The organism is Piscinibacterium candidicorallinum, from assembly GCF_047549485.1.
Lineage (GTDB): Bacteria > Pseudomonadota > Gammaproteobacteria > Burkholderiales > Burkholderiaceae_C > Piscinibacterium > Piscinibacterium candidicorallinum.
Map to the genome: position 1 here is coordinate 318,449 of NZ_CP180191.1, position 22,617 is coordinate 341,065.

General features: G+C 65.0%; 19 protein-coding genes. 14 read left to right on the plus strand and 5 right to left on the minus strand.

The genetic code is table 11. The features are described 5' to 3' along the window. Positions 1-16: 16 nt before the first annotated feature. Positions 17-1,270 (plus strand): CaiB/BaiF CoA transferase family protein, encoded by a 1,254-nt coding sequence (locus tag ACMDW7_RS01480; protein WP_377303698.1) that lies wholly within the window; start codon positions 17-19, stop codon positions 1,268-1,270. Positions 1,271-1,279: 9 nt separating this feature from the next. Here the strand turns inward: ACMDW7_RS01480 and ACMDW7_RS01485 are convergent, their stop codons facing one another. Beyond that, entirely contained in the window at positions 1,280-2,251 is a 972-nt protein-coding gene (locus tag ACMDW7_RS01485; RefSeq protein ID WP_377303696.1) for a sodium-dependent bicarbonate transport family permease, read from the minus strand. A gap of 118 nt (positions 2,252-2,369) precedes the next feature. Between ACMDW7_RS01485 and ACMDW7_RS01490 the strand changes: the two genes are divergently transcribed. Next, positions 2,370-3,284: a LysR family transcriptional regulator gene (locus ACMDW7_RS01490; RefSeq protein ID WP_377303694.1), complete on the plus strand. Its 915-nt coding sequence runs from the start codon at positions 2,370-2,372 to the stop codon at positions 3,282-3,284. Here the strand turns inward: ACMDW7_RS01490 and ACMDW7_RS01495 are convergent. From ACMDW7_RS01495 to ACMDW7_RS01510, 4 genes are all read right to left on the minus strand, one after another. Continuing rightward, positions 3,269-4,075 (minus strand): DODA-type extradiol aromatic ring-opening family dioxygenase, encoded by an 807-nt coding sequence (locus ACMDW7_RS01495; RefSeq protein ID WP_377303692.1) that lies wholly within the window; start codon positions 4,073-4,075, stop codon positions 3,269-3,271. The genes ACMDW7_RS01490 and ACMDW7_RS01495 overlap by 16 nt on opposite strands. Further along, on the minus strand, positions 4,072-4,827 hold the full coding sequence (locus ACMDW7_RS01500) for a 2OG-Fe dioxygenase family protein (RefSeq protein WP_377303690.1): 756 nt from the start codon (positions 4,825-4,827) through the stop codon (positions 4,072-4,074). Before ACMDW7_RS01500 ends, ACMDW7_RS01495 begins: the two co-directional genes overlap by 4 nt. A 111-nt stretch (positions 4,828-4,938) precedes the next feature. After that, positions 4,939-6,072: a phospholipase A gene (locus ACMDW7_RS01505; protein ID WP_377303688.1), complete on the minus strand. Its 1,134-nt coding sequence runs from the start codon at positions 6,070-6,072 to the stop codon at positions 4,939-4,941. Beyond that, positions 6,069-10,112 (minus strand): DUF3683 domain-containing protein, encoded by a 4,044-nt coding sequence (locus tag ACMDW7_RS01510; RefSeq protein WP_377303686.1) that lies wholly within the window; start codon positions 10,110-10,112, stop codon positions 6,069-6,071. Before ACMDW7_RS01510 ends, ACMDW7_RS01505 begins: the two co-directional genes overlap by 4 nt. A gap of 375 nt (positions 10,113-10,487) precedes the next feature. On the opposite strand from ACMDW7_RS01510, the gene ACMDW7_RS01515 reads away from it, so the two are divergent. The 12 genes from ACMDW7_RS01515 to ACMDW7_RS01570 all read left to right on the plus strand — a co-directional run bounded on the left by ACMDW7_RS01515 (position 10,488) and on the right by ACMDW7_RS01570 (position 22,541). Then, entirely contained in the window at positions 10,488-11,516 is a 1,029-nt protein-coding gene (locus ACMDW7_RS01515) for a sulfate ABC transporter substrate-binding protein (protein WP_377303684.1), read from the plus strand. A gap of 15 nt (positions 11,517-11,531) precedes the next feature. Further along, complete coding sequence (locus ACMDW7_RS01520; protein WP_377303682.1) at positions 11,532-12,380, plus strand: EAL domain-containing protein; 849 nt, start codon at positions 11,532-11,534, stop codon at positions 12,378-12,380. Positions 12,381-12,460: 80 nt separating this feature from the next. Continuing rightward, positions 12,461-13,483: a sulfate ABC transporter substrate-binding protein gene (locus tag ACMDW7_RS01525; protein WP_377303680.1), complete on the plus strand. Its 1,023-nt coding sequence runs from the start codon at positions 12,461-12,463 to the stop codon at positions 13,481-13,483. A 13-nt stretch (positions 13,484-13,496) separates the two neighbouring features. Then, entirely contained in the window at positions 13,497-14,360 is an 864-nt protein-coding gene (cysT, locus tag ACMDW7_RS01530; RefSeq protein ID WP_377303679.1) for a sulfate ABC transporter permease subunit CysT, read from the plus strand. Between the two features lie 13 nt (positions 14,361-14,373). Next, a complete protein-coding gene (cysW, locus tag ACMDW7_RS01535; RefSeq protein ID WP_377303678.1) occupies positions 14,374-15,300 on the plus strand; it encodes a sulfate ABC transporter permease subunit CysW in 927 nt (308 codons plus the stop codon). 3 nt (positions 15,301-15,303) lie between these two features. Further along, a complete protein-coding gene (locus ACMDW7_RS01540) occupies positions 15,304-16,392 on the plus strand; it encodes a sulfate/molybdate ABC transporter ATP-binding protein (protein WP_377303677.1) in 1,089 nt (362 codons plus the stop codon). Positions 16,393-16,395: 3 nt separating this feature from the next. Further along, the gene (locus ACMDW7_RS01545) at positions 16,396-16,917 is read left to right on the plus strand and encodes a rhodanese-like domain-containing protein (protein WP_377303676.1); all 522 of its coding nucleotides are present in this window, start codon (positions 16,396-16,398) and stop codon (positions 16,915-16,917) included. Positions 16,918-17,341: 424 nt separating this feature from the next. After that, positions 17,342-19,042: a nitrite/sulfite reductase gene (locus tag ACMDW7_RS01550; RefSeq protein ID WP_377303675.1), complete on the plus strand. Its 1,701-nt coding sequence runs from the start codon at positions 17,342-17,344 to the stop codon at positions 19,040-19,042. Beyond that, positions 19,035-19,550 carry a DUF934 domain-containing protein gene (locus ACMDW7_RS01555; RefSeq protein ID WP_377303674.1) on the plus strand — a complete coding sequence of 172 codons (516 nt, stop codon included), beginning with the start codon at positions 19,035-19,037 and terminating at the stop codon, positions 19,548-19,550. The genes ACMDW7_RS01550 and ACMDW7_RS01555 overlap by 8 nt, the downstream gene beginning before the upstream one ends. Next, positions 19,543-20,241, plus strand: a complete 699-nt coding sequence (locus tag ACMDW7_RS01560) for a phosphoadenylyl-sulfate reductase (RefSeq protein WP_377303673.1) — start codon at positions 19,543-19,545, stop codon at positions 20,239-20,241. Before ACMDW7_RS01555 ends, ACMDW7_RS01560 begins: the two co-directional genes overlap by 8 nt. Further along, positions 20,238-21,203 (plus strand): sulfate adenylyltransferase subunit CysD, encoded by a 966-nt coding sequence (gene cysD, locus ACMDW7_RS01565; RefSeq protein ID WP_377303672.1) that lies wholly within the window; start codon positions 20,238-20,240, stop codon positions 21,201-21,203. The genes ACMDW7_RS01560 and cysD overlap by 4 nt, the downstream gene beginning before the upstream one ends. 42 nt (positions 21,204-21,245) lie before the next feature. Beyond that, positions 21,246-22,541 carry a sulfate adenylyltransferase subunit 1 gene (locus ACMDW7_RS01570; protein ID WP_377304273.1) on the plus strand — a complete coding sequence of 432 codons (1,296 nt, stop codon included), beginning with the start codon at positions 21,246-21,248 and terminating at the stop codon, positions 22,539-22,541. Positions 22,542-22,617 lie beyond the last annotated feature (76 nt).

Below are 22,617 nucleotides of genomic sequence, written 5' to 3' on the forward strand. Positions count from 1 at the left end.
CAAGCGAGCAGACACCATGAGCGCAAGCCCTTCCAGAGCAGAGCCCGGCGCAGCCGCGATGGCGGGTGTGCGCGTGCTGGATTTGTCTCGGGTGCTGGCTGGCCCGTGGTGCACGCAAACGCTCGCTGATCTTGGTGCGGATGTGATCAAGATCGAGCGCCCCGGCGCGGGTGACGACACCCGCGCGTGGGGCCCGCCCTTCATGAACGCGCATGATGGTGAGCCGACGCGCGAGAGCGCCTACTACCTCGGGACCAACCGCAACAAGCGCAGCGTGACGGTGGACATCGCGCAGCCCGAGGGGCAGGCACTGCTCCGTGAGCTGGCGCAGCAGTGCGATGTGTTCGTGGAGAACTTCAAGGTGGGCGACATGGCGCGCTACGGGTTGGACTATGCGCGTCTTGCCGTGCTGAACCCGCGCATCGTGTACTGCTCCATCACAGGGTTCGGCCAGACCGGGCCTTACAAGGACCGCGCCGGCTACGACTACGCCATCCAGGGCATGGGCGGCCTGATGAGCGTGACCGGCGAACGCGACGACCTGCCCGGCGGCGGCCCGCAGAAGGTGGGCGTGGCCGTGGCGGATCTCTTCACCGGCCTGTACTCGACCATCGGGATACTGGCCGCGCTGCGCCATGCGCAGACGACCGGGCAGGGCCAGCATCTGGACATGGCCCTGCTCGATTGCCAGGTGGCGATGCTGGCCAACCTCTCGGCCAACTATCTGGTCAGCGGCAAGACGCCCCAGCGCATGGGCAATGCGCATCCGAACATCGTGCCGTATCAGGTGTTTGAGGCAAGCGACGGCTTCCTGATTCTGGCGGTCGGCAACGACAGTCAGTTTGCGAAGTTCTGCGAGGTTGCCGGCTTGCCGGACCTCCCCAAGGACGCGCGCTTTGCCACCAACGCTGCGCGTGTGCAGCACCGCGAGGTGCTTGTGCCGATGCTGGTTGAGCGCTTTCGGATGCGTAGCCGTGCGCAGTGGCTTGACGCGCTCGAAGCGGCCAAGGTGCCGGCTGGGCCAATCAACAATCTGGCGGAGGTGTTTGCCGACCCGCAGGTGCAGCACCGCGGGCTGGCGCAGGTCGTCGAGCACCCGGATCGGCCGGCGCAGCAGCTTGTCACCAGCCCGATCCGGCTGTCTGCCACGCCGACGACGCAGCGGCGCGCCCCGCCTCGCTTGGGTGAGCACACCGATCAGGTACTCGCCGAGTTTGGCCTCACGCCGGACCGGGTCGCCTCGCTGCGCGCGGCTGGCGTGCTTGGCTGAGCGTGGTCATCACGCCGCCAGGTACTGCGCGTACTTGTAGTAGAGCGGCAGGCCGAAGAGCAGGTTGAAGGGCAGAGTCACGCCCAGGGACGCGGTGAGGTAGATGCCCGGATTGGCCTCGGGCAGGGAGGCCCGGCAGGCGGCCGGTGCGTCGATGAACGAGGCGCTCGCACAGATCGCGCCGAACACGAAGCTGCCCCCCACACCCAGCCCGACCCAGTGCGCCAGGGTCACGCCCGCGATGCCGTTGACGATCGGCATCAGCACCCCGAAGCCCGCCATGAAGACACCCACCTCCTTGAAGGCGCGCGCCTGGCGCGCCGCGGTGATGCCCATTTCCAGCAGGAACAGCATCAGCATGCCGCGGAACAGGCTCTCGTAGAAGGGACTGATCTGCTGCCACTGCGTGTCGGTGGCGATGTAGCCGATCAGCATGCCGCCCGCGAGCAGCAGAATGCCCCGGCCGCGGATCACGCTGAGCATCAGCTCGCCGGCATGGATGCCGCCCTTGGCCTGGCCCATGGCGACCCGCGCAATCACCAGCGAATAGATCACGCCGAACTCCATGAGCGCCACCATGGCGGCCATGTAGCCCTCGGCGGGCGTGTTCATCGCCTTTGCAAAGGCGATCGAGGCGAAGAAGGTCGCAGTGGACACGGAACCATAGTGCGCAGCGATCGCCGCCGAGTTCGAGATGTCGAAGCGCCCAAGGCGGCGCATGATCAGGTAGACCACGGTGGGGATGGCAAAGGTCATCAGCAGCGTGATGCCCAGCAAGGGCACCACGGCCCCCAGATCAGCCTTGGCGAGCTCGCGGCCGCCGGTCATGCCCAGCGAGAACAGCAGATAGATCGAGAGCAGCTTGATCACTGCCTCGGGCAGCTCAAGCTCGCTCTTGACGAAGCCGGCCACCGCGCCGATCAGGAAGGCCAGCACGATGGGCTGGAGCAGGTTGGTCAGAAGCAGATCAAAGCCCGGCATGGCGTTTCCCTGGAGCGTGGTTTGTGTGCTGGCCGCGCATCCTAGGGGTGGATCATCATTGCTTCCAGTTCAATGAATGAACACAATCATTCTGTTTGATCAAACATTGAGGTGCGCGGTGGCTGCTCTGAACTATCACCATCTGCAGTACTTCTGGGCCATTGCGCACGAGCGCAGCCTCACTCGGGCCGCGCAGCGCTTGCATGTGTCCCAGTCGGCGCTGTCGATCCAGTTGCGTCAGCTGGAAGACCGCCTGGGCCACGCCTTGTTCGAACGGCGCGGGCGCGGCCTGCACCTGACCGAGGCCGGACGTATCGCGCTGGACTACGCGGACACGATCTTTCGCTCCGGCGAGGAGCTCGTCAGTCTGCTCAAGGGGCACGGGCAGCGGCGTCAGGTGCTTCGCATCGGCACCGTAGCCACCCTGTCGCGCAACTTCCAGCTGGGGCTCATCAAGCCGATTCTGGGCCGCAGCGATGTTGAGGTGGTGATCCAGTCTGGCAGCCTGCGTGAGCTGCTCGCACAATTGAAGGCGCACACGATCGATGTGGTGCTGTCCAACCAGAGCGTGCCGCGTGACGCCGGCAGTTCATGGACCAACCACCTGCTGGAGCGGCAGCCGGCGAGCCTCGTGGGCCGACCACCGGGGCGCGGTCAGCGCTTCCGCTTTCCGGAGGATCTGCGCGAGGTGCCGATCGTGCTGCCCAGCCACAACAGCGCCATGCGACAGGACTTCGACGCCCTGATGGCCCACGCACAGATCCGGCCGATCATCCTGGCCGAGGTGGATGACATGGCGATGCTGCGCTTGCTGGCCCGGGAGTCGCCTGGGGTGACGCTGGTGCCGCCGGTGGTGGTGCGCGATGAGCTGCGCTCGCGCGTGCTGGTGGAGCGCTGCCAGATTCCGGAGATTGAGGAGCGCTTCTACGCCATCACGCAGGGTCGGCGCTTTCCGCACCCGCTATTGCGTGAGCTGATCGCGTCCCGCGCCGCCACCGAAGCGCCGCCCGGCAAGGCTCAGCCGAAGCGGTAGGCGTCCATGCTGAGCACGCCATCCTGGATGCCGCCGTCGATGCGTTGCACGGCGCGCTGGCTGGCATCGGTGAACTGCGCACCAGCCGCACCCGCCGCCATCATCAGGGGCAGCAGATGTTCATCGGTGGGGTGGGCGCGCTCGGCATGGGGTGCGCGTCTGCGGTAGTCCAGCAGGGCGGCCTCGTCACCCGACGTGAGCACGGTCTCGGCCCACTGTGCGAAGGCGGTGGCGTAAGCCGCAGGGGCTGCGCCGCCGCGCCATTCGGCCAGGTTGTGGGTGAGGCTGCCGGAACCCAGCACCGCCACGCCCTCGTCGCGCAGCGGTTCAAGCGCGCGGCCCAGGGTGTAGGCGCTCGCCGGTGTAGCGTCGTGCGGCAGGCTCACCTGGAGCGCGGGCTGATCGGCCTGCGGCCGCAGATAGCGCATCGGCACCCATGCACCATGGTCGCGGCCGTGCTGCGGGTTGGCTGTGGCGGGCAGACCTGCAGCCTGCAGCAGCGCCAGCACCCGCTGGGCCAGCGCAGCGCTGCCGGGCGCGGGGTATTGCAGGGTGTAGAGCTCGGCGGGATAGCCGCCGAAGTCGTGCACCGTGGCGGGCTGCTCGGCCGCCATGACCTGCAGGCCACGTGTCATCCAGTGGGGGGAGACGATGACCCATGCACGGACGTCGTGAAGAGACTCGCCCAGAGCCGAAAGCTTGGGGCCGATGATCCCGGGCTCGATGGCCAGGGTGGGTGCGCCGTGACTGACGAAGAGGCTGGGTGCGCGTGCGGCGGTGGACGCGTTCATGGCTTTGGGCCTTGAAAGCCGCCGGCGCGCAGGGTGATGACCAGTGTGTCGCGCCAGCCGCCCGTGTTGTCGGTCGGCTGGATCGGTGTGCTTTCGTGGATCACGCGTTCGTCATCCAGCAGCAGGACGCTCCACGGTTCGGTCAGGGTGAAGCGCTGACCGGCCGGGCCGTCGGCCTCGAACACGCGGGTCTCGCCCCCTTTGATGCGGTGGCGCCCCACCAGCAGGACGGCCACGAGGTCCACGCCGTCGCGGTGCGCCCCTTCCGGCGTGGGCCGGCCAATGCCGTCGGCCGTCGTGATGCGAAAGGGGTGGACCTCGGCGGACCAGGTGTGTGCACCGCGGAGGCTGTCTGCCACGCGCGCCAGAAATCGCATCAGTGCATCGAACGCGGGGGCATTCGCCATGGCGGGCGCAAGCGGTTCGAACCAGCGTTCGATGCCGCCGTGCAGTGCGTTGTATTCCACCGGCTGCCAGTGGGCGCGATGCGGCACGGCGCGCAGTCCATTCGGCGAGACGACGAAGGAGCCGTGCCGCCGGAAGCGGTAGCGTCCCCCGTCCTTCAGATGGGCGTCCGGGGGTAGATCGTTCCAGTGTGTTGCCAGCGTTGGCAGCGCAAGCTCAGCCGTGTTGACGAGAGGGTTGGTCTGGTGCAGGCCGCGCGCGAGTGCCGCGCTGTCCAGCACGGCGAAGCCCTGGCGTCGGAGCGTTGCGTCCAGCTGATCGAGCGGCGTGTGTTGCGGAATTAGCATAAATTTGGCTGAATTTAAATGTTATTTCTAATAAAAAATGTGGCTTTCCGCATGCCCAGAAAGCTTCTCCGGAATTTCTAGAGTTCAGAAATTTATGGCCGAATTTGATAGTTAGAACCAGTCGTTGAGCATGATGCCCAGCGAGATACGGCGTAGGCGGCGGTCGTAGTCAATCAGGCTGTCGCCATAGCCGTCCGAGGCCTGCACGTACCAGCGCATCGCGGGCGAGAAGCCCGTCGGGCGGCTGTAGTCCAGCTGCGCGGCACCCTTGCCGCCGCGGGCGAGGGCATGGCGCAGACTCAGCGTGAGGCGTTGCTCACCCAGCAGATAGCCCACTCGCAGATCACCGCGGCCCGCGTAGCGATTGATGTCCGGGTTGTCGTCGCCGTCCGCCGCCAGTGCTGAGGTCTTGCGGTCTTCCGGCAATCGGTACCAGAGGCGCGCCGATGCCCAGAGGCTGTTGCCGCGGTCAAACGTGCCTTCGACCATCACGCGGTTCCAGCTGCGCGAAAACGGCTGCGAGCGGCCATTGGACTGATGGTTCAAACCCACCGTGCTCAAGCGGTGTCGCCAGCCGAGGAACTCGCCACCCACCCCGGGCATCGCGAGAAAGGCTTCCGGCTCATGGTTGTATTCACGGAAGGGCCGCGAGACCTGCCCGTCATACACCTGCCACCATGCGCGGCCCGTATAGGCCAGAAAGACCACGGCGCGCCCGCCAAACAGCGGCGGCGATGCGGGGAACTTGATGCTGGTCTGGAATGTGGTCTCCAGATTCTTGCGGCCAAGGAGCTCGGGCGGCAGCGGCACGCCGCCAGACCGCCGCTGGACATAGGACACAGGCAGCAGGTAGTTCTGGCGATGCGGCAGCAGCGCGAAGGGCTCGTCCCATGCAACCAGCTCCGACACTAGCCGCCGTTCAAGCGGAGAGCGCTCGACTTCGGGCTTTTCGAGCAGTTGCGCCAGGCGGGTCTTGGACGGCGCGTTCCCGGCTTCACTGCCTTCGGCCAGGATGCTGGACGCCGCGTGGGATGCCGGTCTGGTGAGCAGCTCCAGACAGCGCCGCCGCAGCTCGAGCACGGTGGTCTCCGGGGCAGCGAGCGCGATTTCGCGCAGCAGGCACTGCTCCGGTGTCTCCTTCGCTGCCGGGTCGGCCGCTGAGGCAGGCGCCTGCGCGAGCATCAGCCCGCACGCGCCGAGACCAGCCAGGCCGGCGGTCAGGGCGCGGCGAGGCTTGAAGCTCACACGAGCACCCGCTCGATGCCGCCGTCGTTGGCGCGCTTCACGTACTCAGGCATCCACTGCTCGCCCAGCACATGCTTGGCGATCTCGACCACGATGTAGTCCGCCTCCAGCAGGCCGTTGTTCAGGTCATTGCCGTAGCGGGAGAGACCCTGCAGGCAGCTCGGGCAGCTGGTGAGGATCTTGGTGGCACCGCCGTTGGCCGTGGTCGGCGCCTGTCCATGGCTGGCGGCCAGCGCGGCGAGCTGCTGCTCGTTCTTGCGCAGCTCCTCTTCCTTGCGGAAGCGCACCTGGGTGGAAATGTCGGGCCGAGTCACGGCCAAGGTGCCGCTCTCGCCGCAGCAGCGCTCGCTCTTGAGCACGGTGTCGCCCACCAGCGCCTTGACGGTCTTCATCGGGTCCTGCTGCTTCATGGGGCTGTGGCAGGGGTCGTGGTACAGGTACTGCCCGCCATTCTCGAGCTTCACACCCTTTTCGAGCAGGTATTCGTGGATGTCGATGATCCGGCAGCCCGGGAAGATCTTGTCGAATTCATAGCCCTGCAGCTGGTCGTAGCAGGTGCCGCAGCTCACCACCACGGTCTTGATGTCCAGGTAGTTCAGGGTGTTGGCCACGCGGTGGAACAGCACCCGGTTGTCGGTGATGATCTTGTCGGCCTTGTCGAACTGGCCGCTGCCGCGCTGCGGATAGCCGCAGCACAGATAACCCGGCGGCAGCACCGTCTGCACGCCCACGTGCCAGAGCATGGCCTGCGTGGCCAGACCCACCTGGCTGAACAGGCGTTCGCTGCCGCAGCCCGGGAAATAGAACACCGCCTCGCTCTCGCTGGTGGTGGCCTTCGGGTCGCGGATGATCGGCACGTAGTTCGCGTCTTCGATGTCCAGCAGCTTGCGTGCGGCCTGCTTGGGCAGGCCGCCGGGCATCTTCTTGTTCACGAAGTGGACGACCTGCTCCTTGATCGGCGCGCGGCCCACGGTGGCCGGCGGCTTGGCTGTTTGCTTGCGGCCGAGTGTCTTGAGCAGGTCAGTGGCGATGCGCTGCGCCTTGTAGCCAATGCCCACCATGCCCGCTCTCACCGCATTGATCGTCGTCGGATCGGTAGCGTTGAGGAAGAACATTGCTGCAGCATTTCCGGGGTTGAAGCTTTTCTTCCCCATCTTGCGCAGCAGGTTGCGCATGTTCATGGACACATCGCCAAAGTCGATGTCCACCGGGCAGGGGTTCACGCACTTGTGGCACACCGTGCAGTGGTCGGCCACGTCCTCGAACTCCTCCCAATGCTTCAGGCTCACGCCGCGGCGCGTCTGCTCCTCGTAAAGAAAGGCCTCGATCAGCAGCGAGGTGGCGAGGATCTTGTTGCGCGGCGAGTAAAGCAGGTTCGCGCGCGGCACATGCGTGGCGCACACCGGCTTGCACTTGCCGCAGCGCAGGCAGTCCTTGACGCTGTCGGCAATCGCGCCGATGTCGCTCTTCTGCATGATGAGCGACTCATGCCCCATGAGCCCAAAGCTGGGCGTGTAGGCGTGGCGCAGGTCGCTGGCCAGCCCCTCGGCCGCTGGCATGAGCTTGCCCTTGTTGAAGCGGCCTTCAGGGTCCACGCGGCGCTTGTAGTCATGGAAGGGGCGTGTTTCCTCGTCGGTCAGGAACTCGTACTTCGTGATGCCGATGCCGTGCTCACCGCTGATCACGCCGTTCAGGTTGCGGGCGATCTGCATGATCCGGCCCACCGTCTCATTGGCCTCCTGCAGCATTTCGTAGTGATCCGAATTCACCGGCAGGTTGGTGTGCACATTGCCGTCGCCGGCGTGCATGTGCAGGGCCACGAACACCCGACCGCGCAGCACCTCCTTGTGGCGCTTGTCCAGCTCGGCCACGATGGGCGCAAAGGCGCTGCCGGCAAAGATGCCGGCCAGCCGCGCCTTGAGCTCGCGCTTGTAGCTCACTCGGATGGTGCGGTCCTGCAGCACGCTGAACAGGGTCGCACTGGGCGATGTGGCCGCACGCACGGCGCACTCGCGTACCGCTTCCGGGTCCACGCCCAGGCGCGCCAGCTCGTCGAGCACGTCGGCGAGCTTTTCGTCCATGTGTGTGAGCAGGTAGCTCCAGCGGTCGGTCACCTGATCGAGCAGCCCCAGGGCCTGGCCGACGCGGTCGCCCAGCACTTCATCGCGCGGCAGGCGGTCCAGCTCGGCGTCGCCGCCCTTGCCCAGGGGCAGGAGATCAGGTTCGTCGAACAGGCGCGCAAAGGCATCCACCAGACGAAGTTTGTTCTTGATGGACAGCTCGATGTTCAGCCGCTCGATCGCCTCGGTGTACTCGCCCATGCGATCCAGCGGGATCACCACGTCTTCGTTGATCTTGAAGGCGTTTGTATGCTTGGCAATCGCAGCCGTACGGGCGCGGTCAAGCCAGAACTTCTTGCGTGCCTCGGCACTAACAGCCACGAAGCCCTCGCCCACGCGGGCATTGGCCATGCGCACCACCTCGCTGGCGGCGCGGGCCACGGCGTCGTCATCGTCGCCGACGATGTCGCCGATCAGCACCATCTTGGGCAGGGTGGCGCGCTTGCTCTTGGTGCTGTAGCCCACCGCGCGCAGATAGCGCTCGTCCAGGTGCTCCAGCCCAGCCAGGATCGCGCCGCCCGCGCGGGCCTGGGCATCCATGTAGTCCTTGATCTCGACGATCGAGGGCACAGCATCCTTGGCCTGACCGAAGAACTCCAGACACACGGTACGGATGTGCTTGGGCATGCGGTGCAGAACCCACACCGCACTCGTGATCAGGCCGTCGCAGCCTTCCTTCTGGATGCCTGGCAGACCGGCGAGGAACTTGTCGGTGACATCCTTGCCCAGGCCCACCTTGCGGAAGCGGTGACCCTCGACCACAAGCGTCTCGCGCTTGAGCTCGCGCGCCTTGGCAAAAGGCTTGGCGCCGTCCTTCCAGACCAGCTCGAAGCTGGCCAGAGGCGCATCATGGATCTTGCCCAGGTTGTGGTCGATGCGCGTGACTTCGAGCCAGTTGCCCTGCGGGTCCACCATCCTCCAGCTCAGCAGGTTGTCCAGCGCGGTGCCCCAGAGCACGGCCTTCTTGCCGCCGGCGTTCATGGCGATGTTGCCGCCGATGCAGGACGCTTCCGCGCTGGTGGGGTCCACCGCAAATACGTAGCCGTTGGCGTCGGCAATGTCCGACACACGCTTGGTGACCACACCGGCGCCCGAGAACACGGTGGCGAAGTCCTTGGGGGCATCTTCAAGCTGGCCGTTGCCCGCCGGCAGCTGCGGGCGCTTGCTGACCTGCCCGAGGTCTTCGAGCTTCTCGGTGTTGATGACGGCGCTGGTCCAGACGAGCGGAATGGCGCCGCCCGTGTAGCCCGTGCCACCTCCGCGCGGGATGATGGTCAGGCCGAGTTCGATGCAGCCACGTACCAGACCGGGAATCTCGTCTTCGCTGTCCGGCGTGAGCACCACAAAGGGATATTCCACGCGCCAGTCGGTGGCGTCTGTCACGTGGCTCACGCGAGAAAGGCCGTCGAACTTGATGTTGTCCTTGGCGGTCACGCGCCCCAGCACGCGCCGGGTTTTCTCGCGCAGATCCCAGGTGGCACGAAAGCGCTCTTCGAAACGGTGCACCGCCTCGCGCGCTGCCTTGAGCAGGATTTCCACCTTGCGCGAGCGATCCTGGCTCACTGCGTCGAAGTGCTCGCGCGCATCGGCAGCGCGGCGCTTCTCGATCTCGTTGAGCCGATGGTGCAGCGCCTCGATCAGCATCGCGCGGCGCTTGCGGTTGTCCAGCAGGTCGTCCTGCAGGTAGGGGTTGCGCTCCAGGACCCAGATATCTCCGAGTACCTCGTAAAGCATGCGAGCGGACCGGCCCGTGCGACGTTCGGCGCGCAGTTCGTCCAGTACGCGCCAGGCATCTTCGCCCAGAAGGCGAATCACGATCTCGCGGTCAGAGAAGCTCGTGTAGTTGTACGGAATCTCGCGTAGACGCACGGGATCCGTGGTCTGTGGAAGCAGGTTCGACAGCGCGGTGGGGGCGTTCATGGGTGGTGTCTGGGTCGGAGGGGCGCAGCCCGCGCGCGGTGCTGCGCGGTTGGCGCGGCCCTGCAGGCATTGGGGCGCACCTCCTGATGCAAGGACGTCCCTTGGGAGCAGGAGTTTATTCCCTGCGTAACCCCTTTGTTGCGGCGCAGCGCCGCGCAAACCCGCATGGGGCGTGGGGTTGCTGGCGCCTGCCACTGCAGCGCGGCTTCTGCAAAGAGCTTATGCCAGCCAATTTGCAGTCTTTGGAATAACCAATCGCGATTCGCCGCGCATAGCGCAATGACTGGCTCCGCATACTGCGCTGCACAAGCCGGAACTCGCAACGGGCCAACGCAGGTCGGTGGTGGGCCGGGGACAAGTACAGGAGTCTTGACCGTGTTTTCATTCAAAAACGTCAATAGCACGCGACGCGTGATCCTTGGGCTGGCTATGGCCTTGCTCGCAGCAGCCGGCCCGGCGCAGGCCCAGCAGGAGATCACCCTGTTAAACGTTAGCTACGACCCGACCCGTGAGCTCTACAAGGAGATCAACGAAGCCTTTGCCAGGGACTGGAAGAGCAAGACGGGCCAATCACTCAACATCAAGCAATCCCACGGTGGCAGCGGTCGTCAGGCCCGGTCGATCATCGATGGCATCGAAGCCGACGTCGCCACGCTTGCGCTGGCCTATGACATCGATGCATTGCATGAACGCGGCAAGCTGATCCCGGCAGACTGGCAAAAGCGGTTGCCGCAGAACAGTGCACCGTACACGTCCACGATCGTGTTCCTCGTACGCAAGGGCAATCCGAAGCGCATCACCGATTGGTCGGATCTGATCCGGTCCGGCGTGAATGTCGTCACACCCAACCCCAAGACCAGTGGCGGCGCGCGCTGGAACTACCTTGCGGCCTGGGGCTATGCCGTGCGCAAGAACAAGGCCAATGAAGCGCAGGCGCGTGACTTTGTTCGCGCGCTGTTCCGCAACGTATCCGTGCTCGACAGCGGTGCTCGAGGCTCCCTGACCACCTTTGCCGAGCGTGGCGTGGGCGATGTGTTCATCAGCTGGGAGAACGAGGCCTTCCTGGCGCTAAAGGAGTTCGGCGCTGACAAGTTCGAGATCGTGACCCCGTCGATCAGCATCCTTGCCGAGCCGCCGGTCACGGTGATCGACAAGGTCGTGGACAAGCGCGGCACGCGGAAGGTGGCCGAGGCCTACTTGCAGTTCCTCTATACGCCCACCGCTCAGGACATCATCGGCCGCAACTTCTATCGCCCGCGTGATGCCAAGGCTGCCGCCAAGTACGCAAGTCAGTTCACGAAGGTGGATCTGTTCACCATCGACGAACTCTTCGGCGGCTGGCAGAAGGCCCAGAAGACCCACTTCGAGGATGGCGGCGTCTTCGATCAGATCTTCCGCAAGTAGCCTCGGCTCAAAGCAATGCCGGTCGTCATGCGACAGTTCGAGGTTTCTTATTCCCCTCAACTGCAGGCCGCTTCATGTGAGTCGTCTGGCATCCAGGGGTTCATCAACAAGTTGGGTGCGGCCGAAGACGCCTCCTTGCAGCTGGACCCCGCGGGGCGCGTCGTCAGCCGCTTCTTCAATTGTGAGATCGCCACGGCCTTTCAGGGTATTCATGGCGCGCAGAACGGCGTGGTCGCGTGGCAGGCCTTTGCCCGAGTCCGCGGCGCAGATGACAGCCATGATCTTTCACCCTGGCGGCTGTTTGCCCGCGCCGCCAGCGATGAGGACCTCGTGGCCATGGATCGGCGCTGCCGCCTGGTTCACGCCCTCAACTTCTTCCGCCTTGCCGAAGCAGCAACGCTGGGCGACCTGCACCTCTGCGTTCATGACCGGCTACTTTCTGCGGTCAGCAGCGATCATGGTCGCGCCTACCGGCGAGTCCTCGATAGCCTTGGTGTCGATCATCGTCGGATCGTGATCGAATTGCCCGCACTCCCCGTCGGCAATGAGTATGTGCTGGCCCAGGTGGCTGCGAGCTACCGGCTCAACGGGTTCCGCATTGCGCTCAACCCCGTGATCGACGCGCAGCTGGGGAGCTTGCTGAACCGGATCCGGGTCGATGCGGTCAAGGTCAACGCGCAGGATCTACCGAACTGGCATGGGGCAGGCATTGAAGCCGCACGAAGCGCAGTGGCCGACGGCACGCGCCTGATCGCAAAGCGTGTTGAGACCGAGCAGCAACGGCAGTTCGCGGTCGAGGCAGGAGCTACCCATCTGCAGGGCTACTTGATGGGCCACCCGGAGCCGGGTATCCCGAATCCCTGAATATGCATGTGCGCGCCGGGTTCGATAGACCGGTGCTGGCTTGGCGAACATTCGGTCTGTAGCCCGCTTCAGACCGAGTCATGACTTCATTTGCACCCCGCCGACTTCTTGCTGCCACGCTGTTCGTGCTTGGTAGCGCCGCGCTTGGACCCCTTGCAGCCGCACAGACCACGCTGCTGAACGTCAGCTATGACGTGATGCGCGACTTCTACAGGGATCTCAATCCCGCCTTTGCCAAGTTCTGGAAGGACAAGACCGGGGAGACGATCACCATCAATACGAGCCACGGGGGCTCAAGCCGTCAGGCGCGGGCTGTGGCCGACGGACTGGAAGCCGACGTGATCTCGATGAACCAGTCCACGGACATCGATCTGCTCTCCCAGCGTGGTGGTCTCGTGCCCGCCGACTGGGCCAAGCGCCTGCCGAACGCCTCAGTGCCCTTCACCAGCGCGACGGTCTTCCTGGTGCGCAAGGGCAACCCGAAGTCCATCCGTGACTGGAATGACCTCGTCAAGCCGGGCGTTCAGGTGATCGTGCCCAACCCCAAGACCTCGGGTAATGGCCGCTACACCTACCTGAGTGCGTGGCTGTACGCGCAGCGTCAGCCCGGTGGCAATGAGGCCCGGGCACGGGAGTTCGTGTCCGCACTGTTCAAGAACGTGCCGGTGCTGGACACCGGTGGCCGCGGGGCAACCAGCACCTTCATGCAACGAAGCATTGGCGACGTGCTCGTCACTTTCGAGCAGGAAGCCGAGCTGATCGCGCGCGAATTCGGCCGCGGTGGCTACGAGGTGGTCTATCCGTCGATTGCGGTTGCCGTCGAGCCGCCTGTGGCCATCGTGGACAAGGTGGTGGACAAGAAGGGTACGCGCAAGCAGGCGCAGGCGTATCTGGAGTTCCTGTACAGCGCGCAGGGGCAGGAAATCGCAGCGCAGAACTACCTGCGCCCGCGCGATCCGGCGCTGCTCAAGAAGTACGAGAAGCAGTTCCCGCCCGTGAATCTGGTGAGCGTGCAGACGGCCTTCGGCGGCTGGGATGCCGCCCAGAAGGCGCACTTCAATGACGGTGCGCTCTTCGACCAGATCTACAGCGCAGCACGCTGACAGCCAGACTGACATGAGCGCCATTGCCCTTCCAGCCTCCAAACGACCGAGGGCCGCCCGCACAGCCAAGCGGGTGCTGCCGGGGTTCGGTCTGTCTTTCGGTTACACGCTGTTCTATCTGGGCCTGATCGTCCTGATTCCGCTCTCGGCGCTGCTGTTCAAGACGCTGAGCCTCACGTGGGCACAGTTCTGGGACGTCATCACGGCGCCCCAGGTGGTGGCCAGCTACCGGCTTACGTTTGGCGCGAGCTTCCTCGCCGCCACGGTGAATGCGGTGTTCGGCCTCGTCATCGCATGGGTGTTGGTGCGCTACGAATTCCCCGGCAAGAAGATCGTCGATGCGCTCGTGGATCTCCCTTTTGCGCTGCCCACGGCGGTGGCGGGCATTTCGCTGGCCGCCCTATGGGCGCCCAACGGCTGGCTGGGTCAATGGTTCGACTTCAAGATCGCGTTCACGCCCATCGGCGTGGTGATTGCCCTGATCTTCATCGGCCTGCCCTTTGTGGTGCGGACCGTGCAGCCCGTGCTTGAAGAGGCTGAGAAGGAGCTTGAGGAAGCCGCGGCCAGTCTTGGGGCAGATCGCCTACAGACCTTTGTCCGCGTGATCTTCCCCTCAATCGTGCCGGCGCTGCTCACAGGCTTCACGCTCGCGTTCGCCCGCGCCATTGGCGAGTACGGCAGTGTGATCTTCATCGCCGGCAACATGCCCTTCGTATCCGAGATCACCCCGCTGCTGATCATTACCAAGCTGGAGCAATACGACTACGCCGGTGCGACGGCCATTGCCATCAGCATGCTGGTCATCTCCTTTGCGCTGATCCTCGCCATCAACCTGCTGCAGGCCTGGCAGCGCCGCCGCAATGGACAAGTGAAATGAGTGGACAACTCAAATGAGCAGCGCCACCCTGAACCGCAAGCTGAGTGAGCCGCGTTGGGTGCGCTACACCCTGATCGGCATCGCGCTGGCGTTCCTCACGCTGTTTCTCGTGATGCCGCTGGTCATCGTCTTCTATGAGGCGCTGGCCAAGGGCGCAGAGGTCTTTGTGGCTTCGCTCACGGAGCCCGACGCGGCGCATGCCATCAAGCTCACACTGACTGTGGCGGCGATTGCCGTGCCCTTGAATCTCGTATTCGGCTTGGCCGCCGCGTGGGCGATCACCAAGTTCGAGTTCCGCGGCAAGCAGTTCCTCATCACCCTGATCGATCTGCCGTTCTCGGTGTCTCCGGTGGTGGCCGGCCTCATCTATGTGCTGGTGTTCGGCCGTCAGGGGTGGTTCGGTCCCTGGCTGGCAGAGCACGATCTGAAGATCATCTTTGCGGTGCCGGGCATGGTGCTGGCCACTGTGTTCGTGACCTTCCCCTTCGTGGCGCGCGAACTCATCCCGCTGATGCAGACCCAGGGGACTGAAGAGGAGCAGGCCGCGCTGGTGCTGGGCGCGAATGGCTGGCAGATCTTCTGGCGCGTCACTCTGCCCAATGTGAAGTGGGCGCTGCTGTACGGCGTGATCCTGTGCAACGCCCGCGCGATGGGGGAGTTCGGTGCCGTCAGTGTCGTGTCGGGCCACATTCGTGGCCAGACCAACACCATCCCGCTGCACGTGGAGATTCTCTACAACGAATACCAGTTCACGGCGTCCTTCGCAGTGGCCTCGATCCTTGCGCTGCTGGCCATCGTCACGCTGGCGCTCAAGAGCATCGTCGAATGGCGAGCCGAGCGCGAACGCCATGCGGCCGATCTGCCAATGGAGCGGCCCGATGCATTCAATCCACCCAAGCCCCCCGTCCAGGCAGCGCTGCGTCCGGCGGCTGCGGAGTAAGCCATGAGCATTGCAGTTCAAAACGTGTCCAAGCGCTTCGGCGACTTTCATGCCCTGCGCGATGTCGATCTCGAGATCCAGTCAGGCGAGCTGGTGGCGCTGCTGGGGCCTTCAGGCTGCGGCAAGACCACCTTGCTGCGCATCATCGCCGGGCTGGAGGGCGCAGACACCGGCAGCATCCTGTTCTCCGGCGAGGATGCGACCGACCTGCATGTGCGCGAGCGCAATGTGGGCTTCGTGTTTCAGCACTACGCGCTGTTTCGTCACATGACGGTGTTCGAGAACGTCGCCTTCGGTCTGCGTGTCAAGCCGCGCGGCAAGCGGCCCAGCGAGGCACAGATCAAGGACAAGGTGCACGACCTGCTGAAGCTTGTGCAGCTTGACTGGCTGGCAGACCGGTTTCCGGCCCAGCTCTCGGGCGGCCAGCGCCAGCGAATTGCGCTGGCCCGCGCGCTGGCGGTGGAGCCGAAGGTCCTGCTGCTCGACGAGCCTTTCGGCGCACTGGACGCCAAGGTGCGCAAGGAGCTGCGCCGCTGGCTGCGCCGCCTGCACGACGAGCTGCACGTCACAAGCGTTTTTGTCACGCACGACCAGGACGAAGCACTTGAAGTGGCTGATCGCGTGGTGCTCATGAATGCCGGGCGGATCGAGCAGGTTGGCACGCCGGCCGAAGTTTGGTCGGCGCCCGCCAACCCCTTTGTCTACGGGTTCCTGGGCGATGTGAACCGCTTCCCCGCACAGGTAGATGCGCAGGGCGCGACCGTGCTGGGCGTGTCGGTGGACGCACCGGGCGTCGCGGATCACGGCGTCATCGATCATGCAGGCAACGGCCCCCAGACCGCCGTGGCCTTCGTGCGACCTCACGAGCTGCTGGTCGAGCCGCACGTACAGGGCGCCCCCGGTCTGCCGGTGCGGCTGATTCGCTCACGCCAGGCGGGCGCTTTGGTGGTGCTGGAGCTTGCAGCCGATGCCGGGCCGGAGCATGTGGAAGCGCAGATCGGCATCGACGAGTTTCAGCGCCTGAACCCGCAGCCCGGTCAGCTGCTGCTCGCGCGGCCGCGCCAGGCGCGGGTCTTCCTTGAGGCGGCGTAGATCATGAGTAGCATCCCGCATCCCCACGCATCTGAATCGGATGCATCCACTGCAGCTGGCGTGCGCGATGCACTCGACGCAAAGGCCGATGCGCTCTTTGCGAAGGCGGCCGAGCGTCGGGCGCAGCTCGAACTGCAGTACGCCGGTGCCGTCACCCCGCCAGAGGCCTGGCGCCTTGCGTCCAGCGGCCATGCGCTCATTGTCGATGTGCGCACCCATGCAGAGTGGAACTACGTGGGCCGGCTACCGGAGGTGCCGCTGATCTCCTGGCGGATCTATCCCGACAATCGCGTCAACGACGGCTTTCTCGACGAACTGGCGCAACGCGTGCCGCGGGATCGGCCTGTGCTGTTTCTGTGCCGCAGCGGCTTGCGCTCCCACGCGGCTGCGCAGGCCGCCACCGAGGCGGGCTGGCAGGCCGCATACAACATCCTCGAGGGCTTCGAGGGCGATCTGGACGACGCCGGGCAGCGCGGGCGGCGCAACGGCTGGCGCCTGCATGGTCTGCCATGGGTGCAGAGCTGACCCGTTGCCAGGCTCAAACCGGGTGCAGATCGGCCCCTGACATGCGCGACTGAACTGAGGCCCGAGAATGGGCCGCAACCCGCATGCTGCAAGCGGATTTCGGCAAATCTCAATATTCAACAATTGATTGAAAATAGATCGATTTTTAATGGTCTTTTCAAGTGAACGTTGAAACAACGCGTGCTGAAAGTGCAGCATGCGCGGCGCAACTGGCCGGCGCAACGTCTGGGCGCTCGCCTGCGCAGCACGCGAACCGAAAAAGCTTTGTGCGGAATTGCGGGATAACCCTTTGCGCGATCGCCGACCATGCGCAGCATGGAATCGCTCACCCCGCTCGCACGCCATGCACGTGCAGCGCCGGCCGTCTGCCTGATCAATGGCCCCTGCGGCGTGAGCAGCACGCTGGTCTTCTGAGACTCAACTCATGTACCGATACAACGACTACGACCGACGCATCGGCGCCGAGCGCGTCGCGCAGTTCCGCGGTCAGACCGCGCGCTTCCTTGCGGGCGAGCTGACCGAGGACGAATTCCGCCCCCTGCGCCTGCAGAACGGGCTCTATGTGCAGCGCCATGCGCCCATGCTGCGCGTGGCCATTCCCTATGGCCTGCTGTCCGCCAACCAGCTACGCAAGCTCGCCCACATCGCCCGCACTTATGACCGTGGCTATGGCCACTTCACCACACGCCAGAACATCCAGTTCAACTGGCCGGCGCTGGAGCGGGTGCCGGACATCCTCGCGGAGCTGGCGCAGGTGGAGATGCACGCCATCCAGACCAGCGGCAACTGTGTGCGCAACATCACCACAGACGCCTTGGCCGGCATTGCGCCGGACGAGATCGTCGACCCGCGACCCTACTGCGAACTGCTGCGCCAGTGGAGCACTTTCCACCCGGAGTTCGCCTTTCTGCCGCGCAAGTTCAAGATCGCCATCTCCGGCGCGGACCTTGATCGTGCCGTGGTGCGCCTCCATGACATCGGCATCGAGCTGTATCGGGATTCTGCAGGCGAGGTGCTGGCGCGCATGTACGTGGGTGGCGGCATGGGCCGCACGCCCATCGTCGCGCCCATCCTGCGTGAGGGCCTGCCGTGGCAGCACCTCATGACCTATTGCGAGGCCGTGCTGCGCGTCTACAACCTGCACGGCCGGCGCGACAACAAGTACAAGGCGCGCATCAAGATTCTCGTCAAGGCGCTGGGTGCCGAAGCGTTTGCCGAACAGGTGGAAGCCGAGTTCGCCCAGCTCAAGGACGGCCCGCACACCCTGACTGCCGCCGAACGCGACCGCGTGGCAAGGCATTTCAGTGCGCCGGCGTACCGGGCTGCGCAGGCACACAGCGGCGAGTACGAACGCACGCTGCGCGCCGAGCCGGCCTTTGCGCGCTGGGTCGAGCGCAATGTGGCCCCCCACCGCGAGGCAGGCTATGCCGCGGTCACGCTCTCGCTCAAGCGTGCCGCCATCGCACCGGGAGACGCAACGGCCGACGAGATGGACGCCGTGGCAGACCTGGCCGATCGCTACAGCTTTGGTGAGCTGCGGGTGAGCCACCGCCAGAACCTGGTGTTGTCGGACGTGCCGCGCGACCAGCTGCCTGCGCTGTGGCGTGACGCCCGGGCGCTTGGCCTGGCCAACCCGACGCTGAACCTGCTTACTGACATGATCGCCTGCCCGGGCGGAGACTTCTGCTCGCTGGCCAATGCCCGCTCGATCCCGATCGCCGAGAGCATCCAGCAGCGCTTTGACGATCTCGACTACCTCCATGATCTGGGCGAGCTCAAGCTCAACATCTCCGGCTGCATCAACTCCTGCGGGCACCATCACAACGGCCACATTGGCATTCTTGGCGTGGACAAGAACGATCAGGAGTTCTATCAGATCTCGATCGGCGGGCGATCCGGCGAAGGGGTGCAGAACGACACCCGCGTCGGCCAGATCATCGGTCCTTCGTTCTCCGCGGTAGAGGTGCCGGGTGTGATTGCCGCGCTGATGGATGTCTATGTGGCTGCACGCCACGCCGACGAGCGCTTCATCGACACCTTCGATCGGATCGGGCTGGCACCGTTCAAGACGGCGGTCTATGGCGAGGGTCAGGTGCACCGCGAACGGGAGGCCGCCCATGTCTGAGCTGATCGTGAATGGCGCAGTGGTCGCTGACACCTTTGTGCGCATTGCTGCGGTCGATGATCTGGCGCAGCTGCCGGTCGATCAGGATGTGCTCGCACCGTTGTCTGTCTGGCAGGCCATGCCGGAGCGTCTCATCGATCGTGCCGGGCGCCGCGGCCTGCTTCTGGCCCCCGATGCAGACCCCACTCAGGCGCAGCCTTTCTTCAGCCGGCTGGATGTGATTGCGGTCGAGTTTCCCAGCATGGTGGACGGGCGCGGTTTCTCGCTCGCCTATCTGCTGCGCACCCGCCTGGGTTGGCGCGGCGAACTTCGCGCAGTCGGCCCGCTGGTACGCGACCAGCTGCAGATGCTTGCCCGCGTCGGATTTGACGCCATGAGCCTGCGCGAAGGGCAGGACCTTCATGCGGCGCTGTCCAGCCTGCGGGACTTCTCTGAACCTTATCAGGGTTCTGCCGACGAAGCTCGACCCCTGTTTGCGCGCGCATCACTGGAGAGCAGCCATGTCTGACCTGAAGACCGGCGCACTGCACGCCATGCTCACGGGGATCGCCAAGCGCTATCCGGGCGCCGCGATCGCGTCGTCCATGCAGATGGAGGACATGATCCTCACGGATGTGCTGGCTCGTCTCAAGCTGCCTCTGGCGGTCTTCATGCTCGACACCGGGCGGTTGCACAGCGAGACCCTGGCCATGGTCGGTCGCGTCAAGGAGCGCTACGGCATCGAGGTCGAGGTCTACCAGCCGCAGGAGACCAAGGTGAAGCAGTACGTTCAACAGCACGGCCTGAATGCCTTCTACGAGAGCGTTGAACTGCGCAAGAGTTGCTGCGGTATCCGCAAGGTCGAACCCCTGGCGCGCGCGCTGCGTGACCGCCCGGCCTGGATCACCGGCCAGCGCCGTGCCCAGTCCGTTACACGCACCGAGCTGAAGCTCGAAGACTTCGACCCCACCCACGGCCTGCCCAAGTTCAACCCGCTGACTGAGTGGACGGACGCGGAAGTCCGCGCCTACATCAGCGCCTTCGATGTGCCTGTGAATGCCTTGCACGCCCGCGGCTACCCCAGCATCGGGTGCGAGCCCTGCACGCGTGCGATCAAGCCGGGCGAAGACCCCCGCGCCGGCCGCTGGTGGTGGGAGAGCAGCGAGAGCAAGGAATGCGGCCTGCACGTCATCCCGATCAAGCAAGAGAGCCACGCATGAGTACTGTCCAGGTTCGAGAAGACGTTCCCCGTTCAGAGGCGCAGCCAGTCCAGGCGCGCAATGCGCATCTGGACTGGCTGGAGGCTGAATCCATCCACATTCTGCGCGAGGTGGTCGCAGAGTCGGCTCGACCGGCCATGCTGTTCTCCGGCGGCAAGGACTCTGTGGTCATGTTGCATCTGGCGGTGAAGGCCTTCTTCCCCGGCAATCTGCCGTTTCCGCTGGTGCACGTGGACACGGGTCACAACTTCCATGAAGTGATCGAGTTCCGGGATCGCCGCGTGGCGCAGCTCAAGGCGCAATTGGTGGTAGGCCATGTGGAAGACAGCATTCGCAAGGGCACGGTGGTGCTTCCCGGTCCGCTGGCCTCCCGCAACGCGGCGCAGAGTGTGACACTGCTCGAAACCATCGAACAGCACGGCTTTGATGCGCTGTTCGGCGGCGCGCGACGCGACGAAGAGAAGGCGCGCGCCAAGGAACGGGTGGTGAGCTTTCGCGACAGCTTCGGCCAGTGGGATCCCAAGGCGCAGCGCCCGGAACTCTGGAATCTCTACAACACTCGGGTGCATCCCGGTGAGCACATCCGCGTCTTCCCGATCAGCAACTGGACCGAGCTCGACATCTGGCAATACATCGAGCGCGAGCGGCTCGAATTGCCGAGCATCTACTACAGCCACTCGCGCCCCGTGGTGCGCAGGCAGACCCGGCATGGCGAGCTGCTGATGCCTGTGACTGCGCTCACTCCCGCCGCCGAGGGCGATGTGGTTGAAACCTTGCCCGTCCGTTTCCGCACAGTGGGCGATGTGTCCTGCACCTGCCCGGTGGCCAGTACCGCCGCCAGCAACGCAGACATCATTGCGGAGACCGTCACGACGGCGCTGTCCGAACGCGGGGCCACGCGCATGGACGACCAGACCAACGAAGCCAGCATGGAGCGGCGCAAGAAGGAAGGCTATTTCTGAGGCGCTCCCATGCCCCAGACCCTTCACACCGGAAACCGAGTCATGAACGCGATTGCCGAACCCATCAACACCCTCGAAGACCGTGGCGTGCTGCGCTTCATCACCTGCGGCAGCGTGGATGACGGCAAGAGCACCCTGATCGGCCGCCTGCTCTATGACGCTCGCGCGGTGCTGTCCGATCAGCTGCTGGCGGTGACCAACTCGCGCCACAAGCGCACCGAAGGCGAGGAGATCGACCTGTCGCTGCTCACTGACGGCCTGGAGGCCGAGCGTGAGCAGGGCATCACGATTGATGTGGCGTATCGATACTTCGCCAGCCCGGTGCGCAAGTTCATCATCGCTGACTGCCCGGGTCATGTGCAGTACACCCGCAACATGGTCACGGGCGCATCCACGGCGGATGCTGCGGTGCTGCTGATCGATGCCACGCGGGTGAAGGACGGCGCGCTGCTTGAGCAGACCCGGCGCCACGCGGCGCTCGTCAATCTGCTCGGCGTGCGTCATCTGATTGCCGTGGTCAACAAGATTGATCTGCTGGACTATTCCGAGGCCGTGTTCAACCAGATCAAGGCGGCGTTTGAAGCGCTGGCGGAACAGCTTGGCGCCGTGCCGGCCGCGGTCATTCCGGTGTCTGCCCTGCGCGGGGACAACGTGGTGGTGCCCTCGCGCAATACCCCCTGGTACGAAGGCCCGGTGCTGCTGGAAGTGCTCGAGACCCTTCCCGCCGGCGAGGCGGCGCAAGACGCCAGGCTGCGCTTCCCGGTGCAGTGGGTGAACCGCGTGGGCGGCAGCCGTGTGGATGACTTCCGCGGGCTGGCGGGTACGGTGGCGGCAGGCCGTGTGCGGGTGGGCGATGCCGTGCGTATCGAGCCTGCCGGCGTGAGTGCGGTGGTGGATCGCATCATCACCTTCGACGGCGAGCTGCAAGAGGCGCAAGCCGGCATGGCCGTCACGCTGGTGCTCGACCGTGATGTCGACGCGTCGCGTGGCGACATGCTGGTGGCCGCGGCCGATCCGGCGAGCGGTGCGAAGAACTTGAGCGCCGAGCTGTGCTGGCTCGACAGCACGCCGCTGAACCCGGCGCGGCGCTATCTCATCAAGCACGGCACGCGCACGATGCAGGCCAAGATCCTAGCGCTCGAATCGCGCCTGGACCTGCAGGGCCTGGTGCATCAACCGGCAGACGGGCTCGGGCTCAATGACATCGGCCGCGTGCGGCTGGCAGTGCAACAGCCGCTGGTGGCAGATGCCTACGCGGCGCATCGTGCAACCGGCCGGTTCGTGTTGATTGATGCAGCCACCAACCAGACTGCGGCGGCCGGGCTGATCGAGGCCTGAGCGCCACAGAGCGCCGCCGCTGATGTGGGCGGCGCGGCGCTTCATCGCACGGATGTGTGGGTTCGTCCAGCAGACG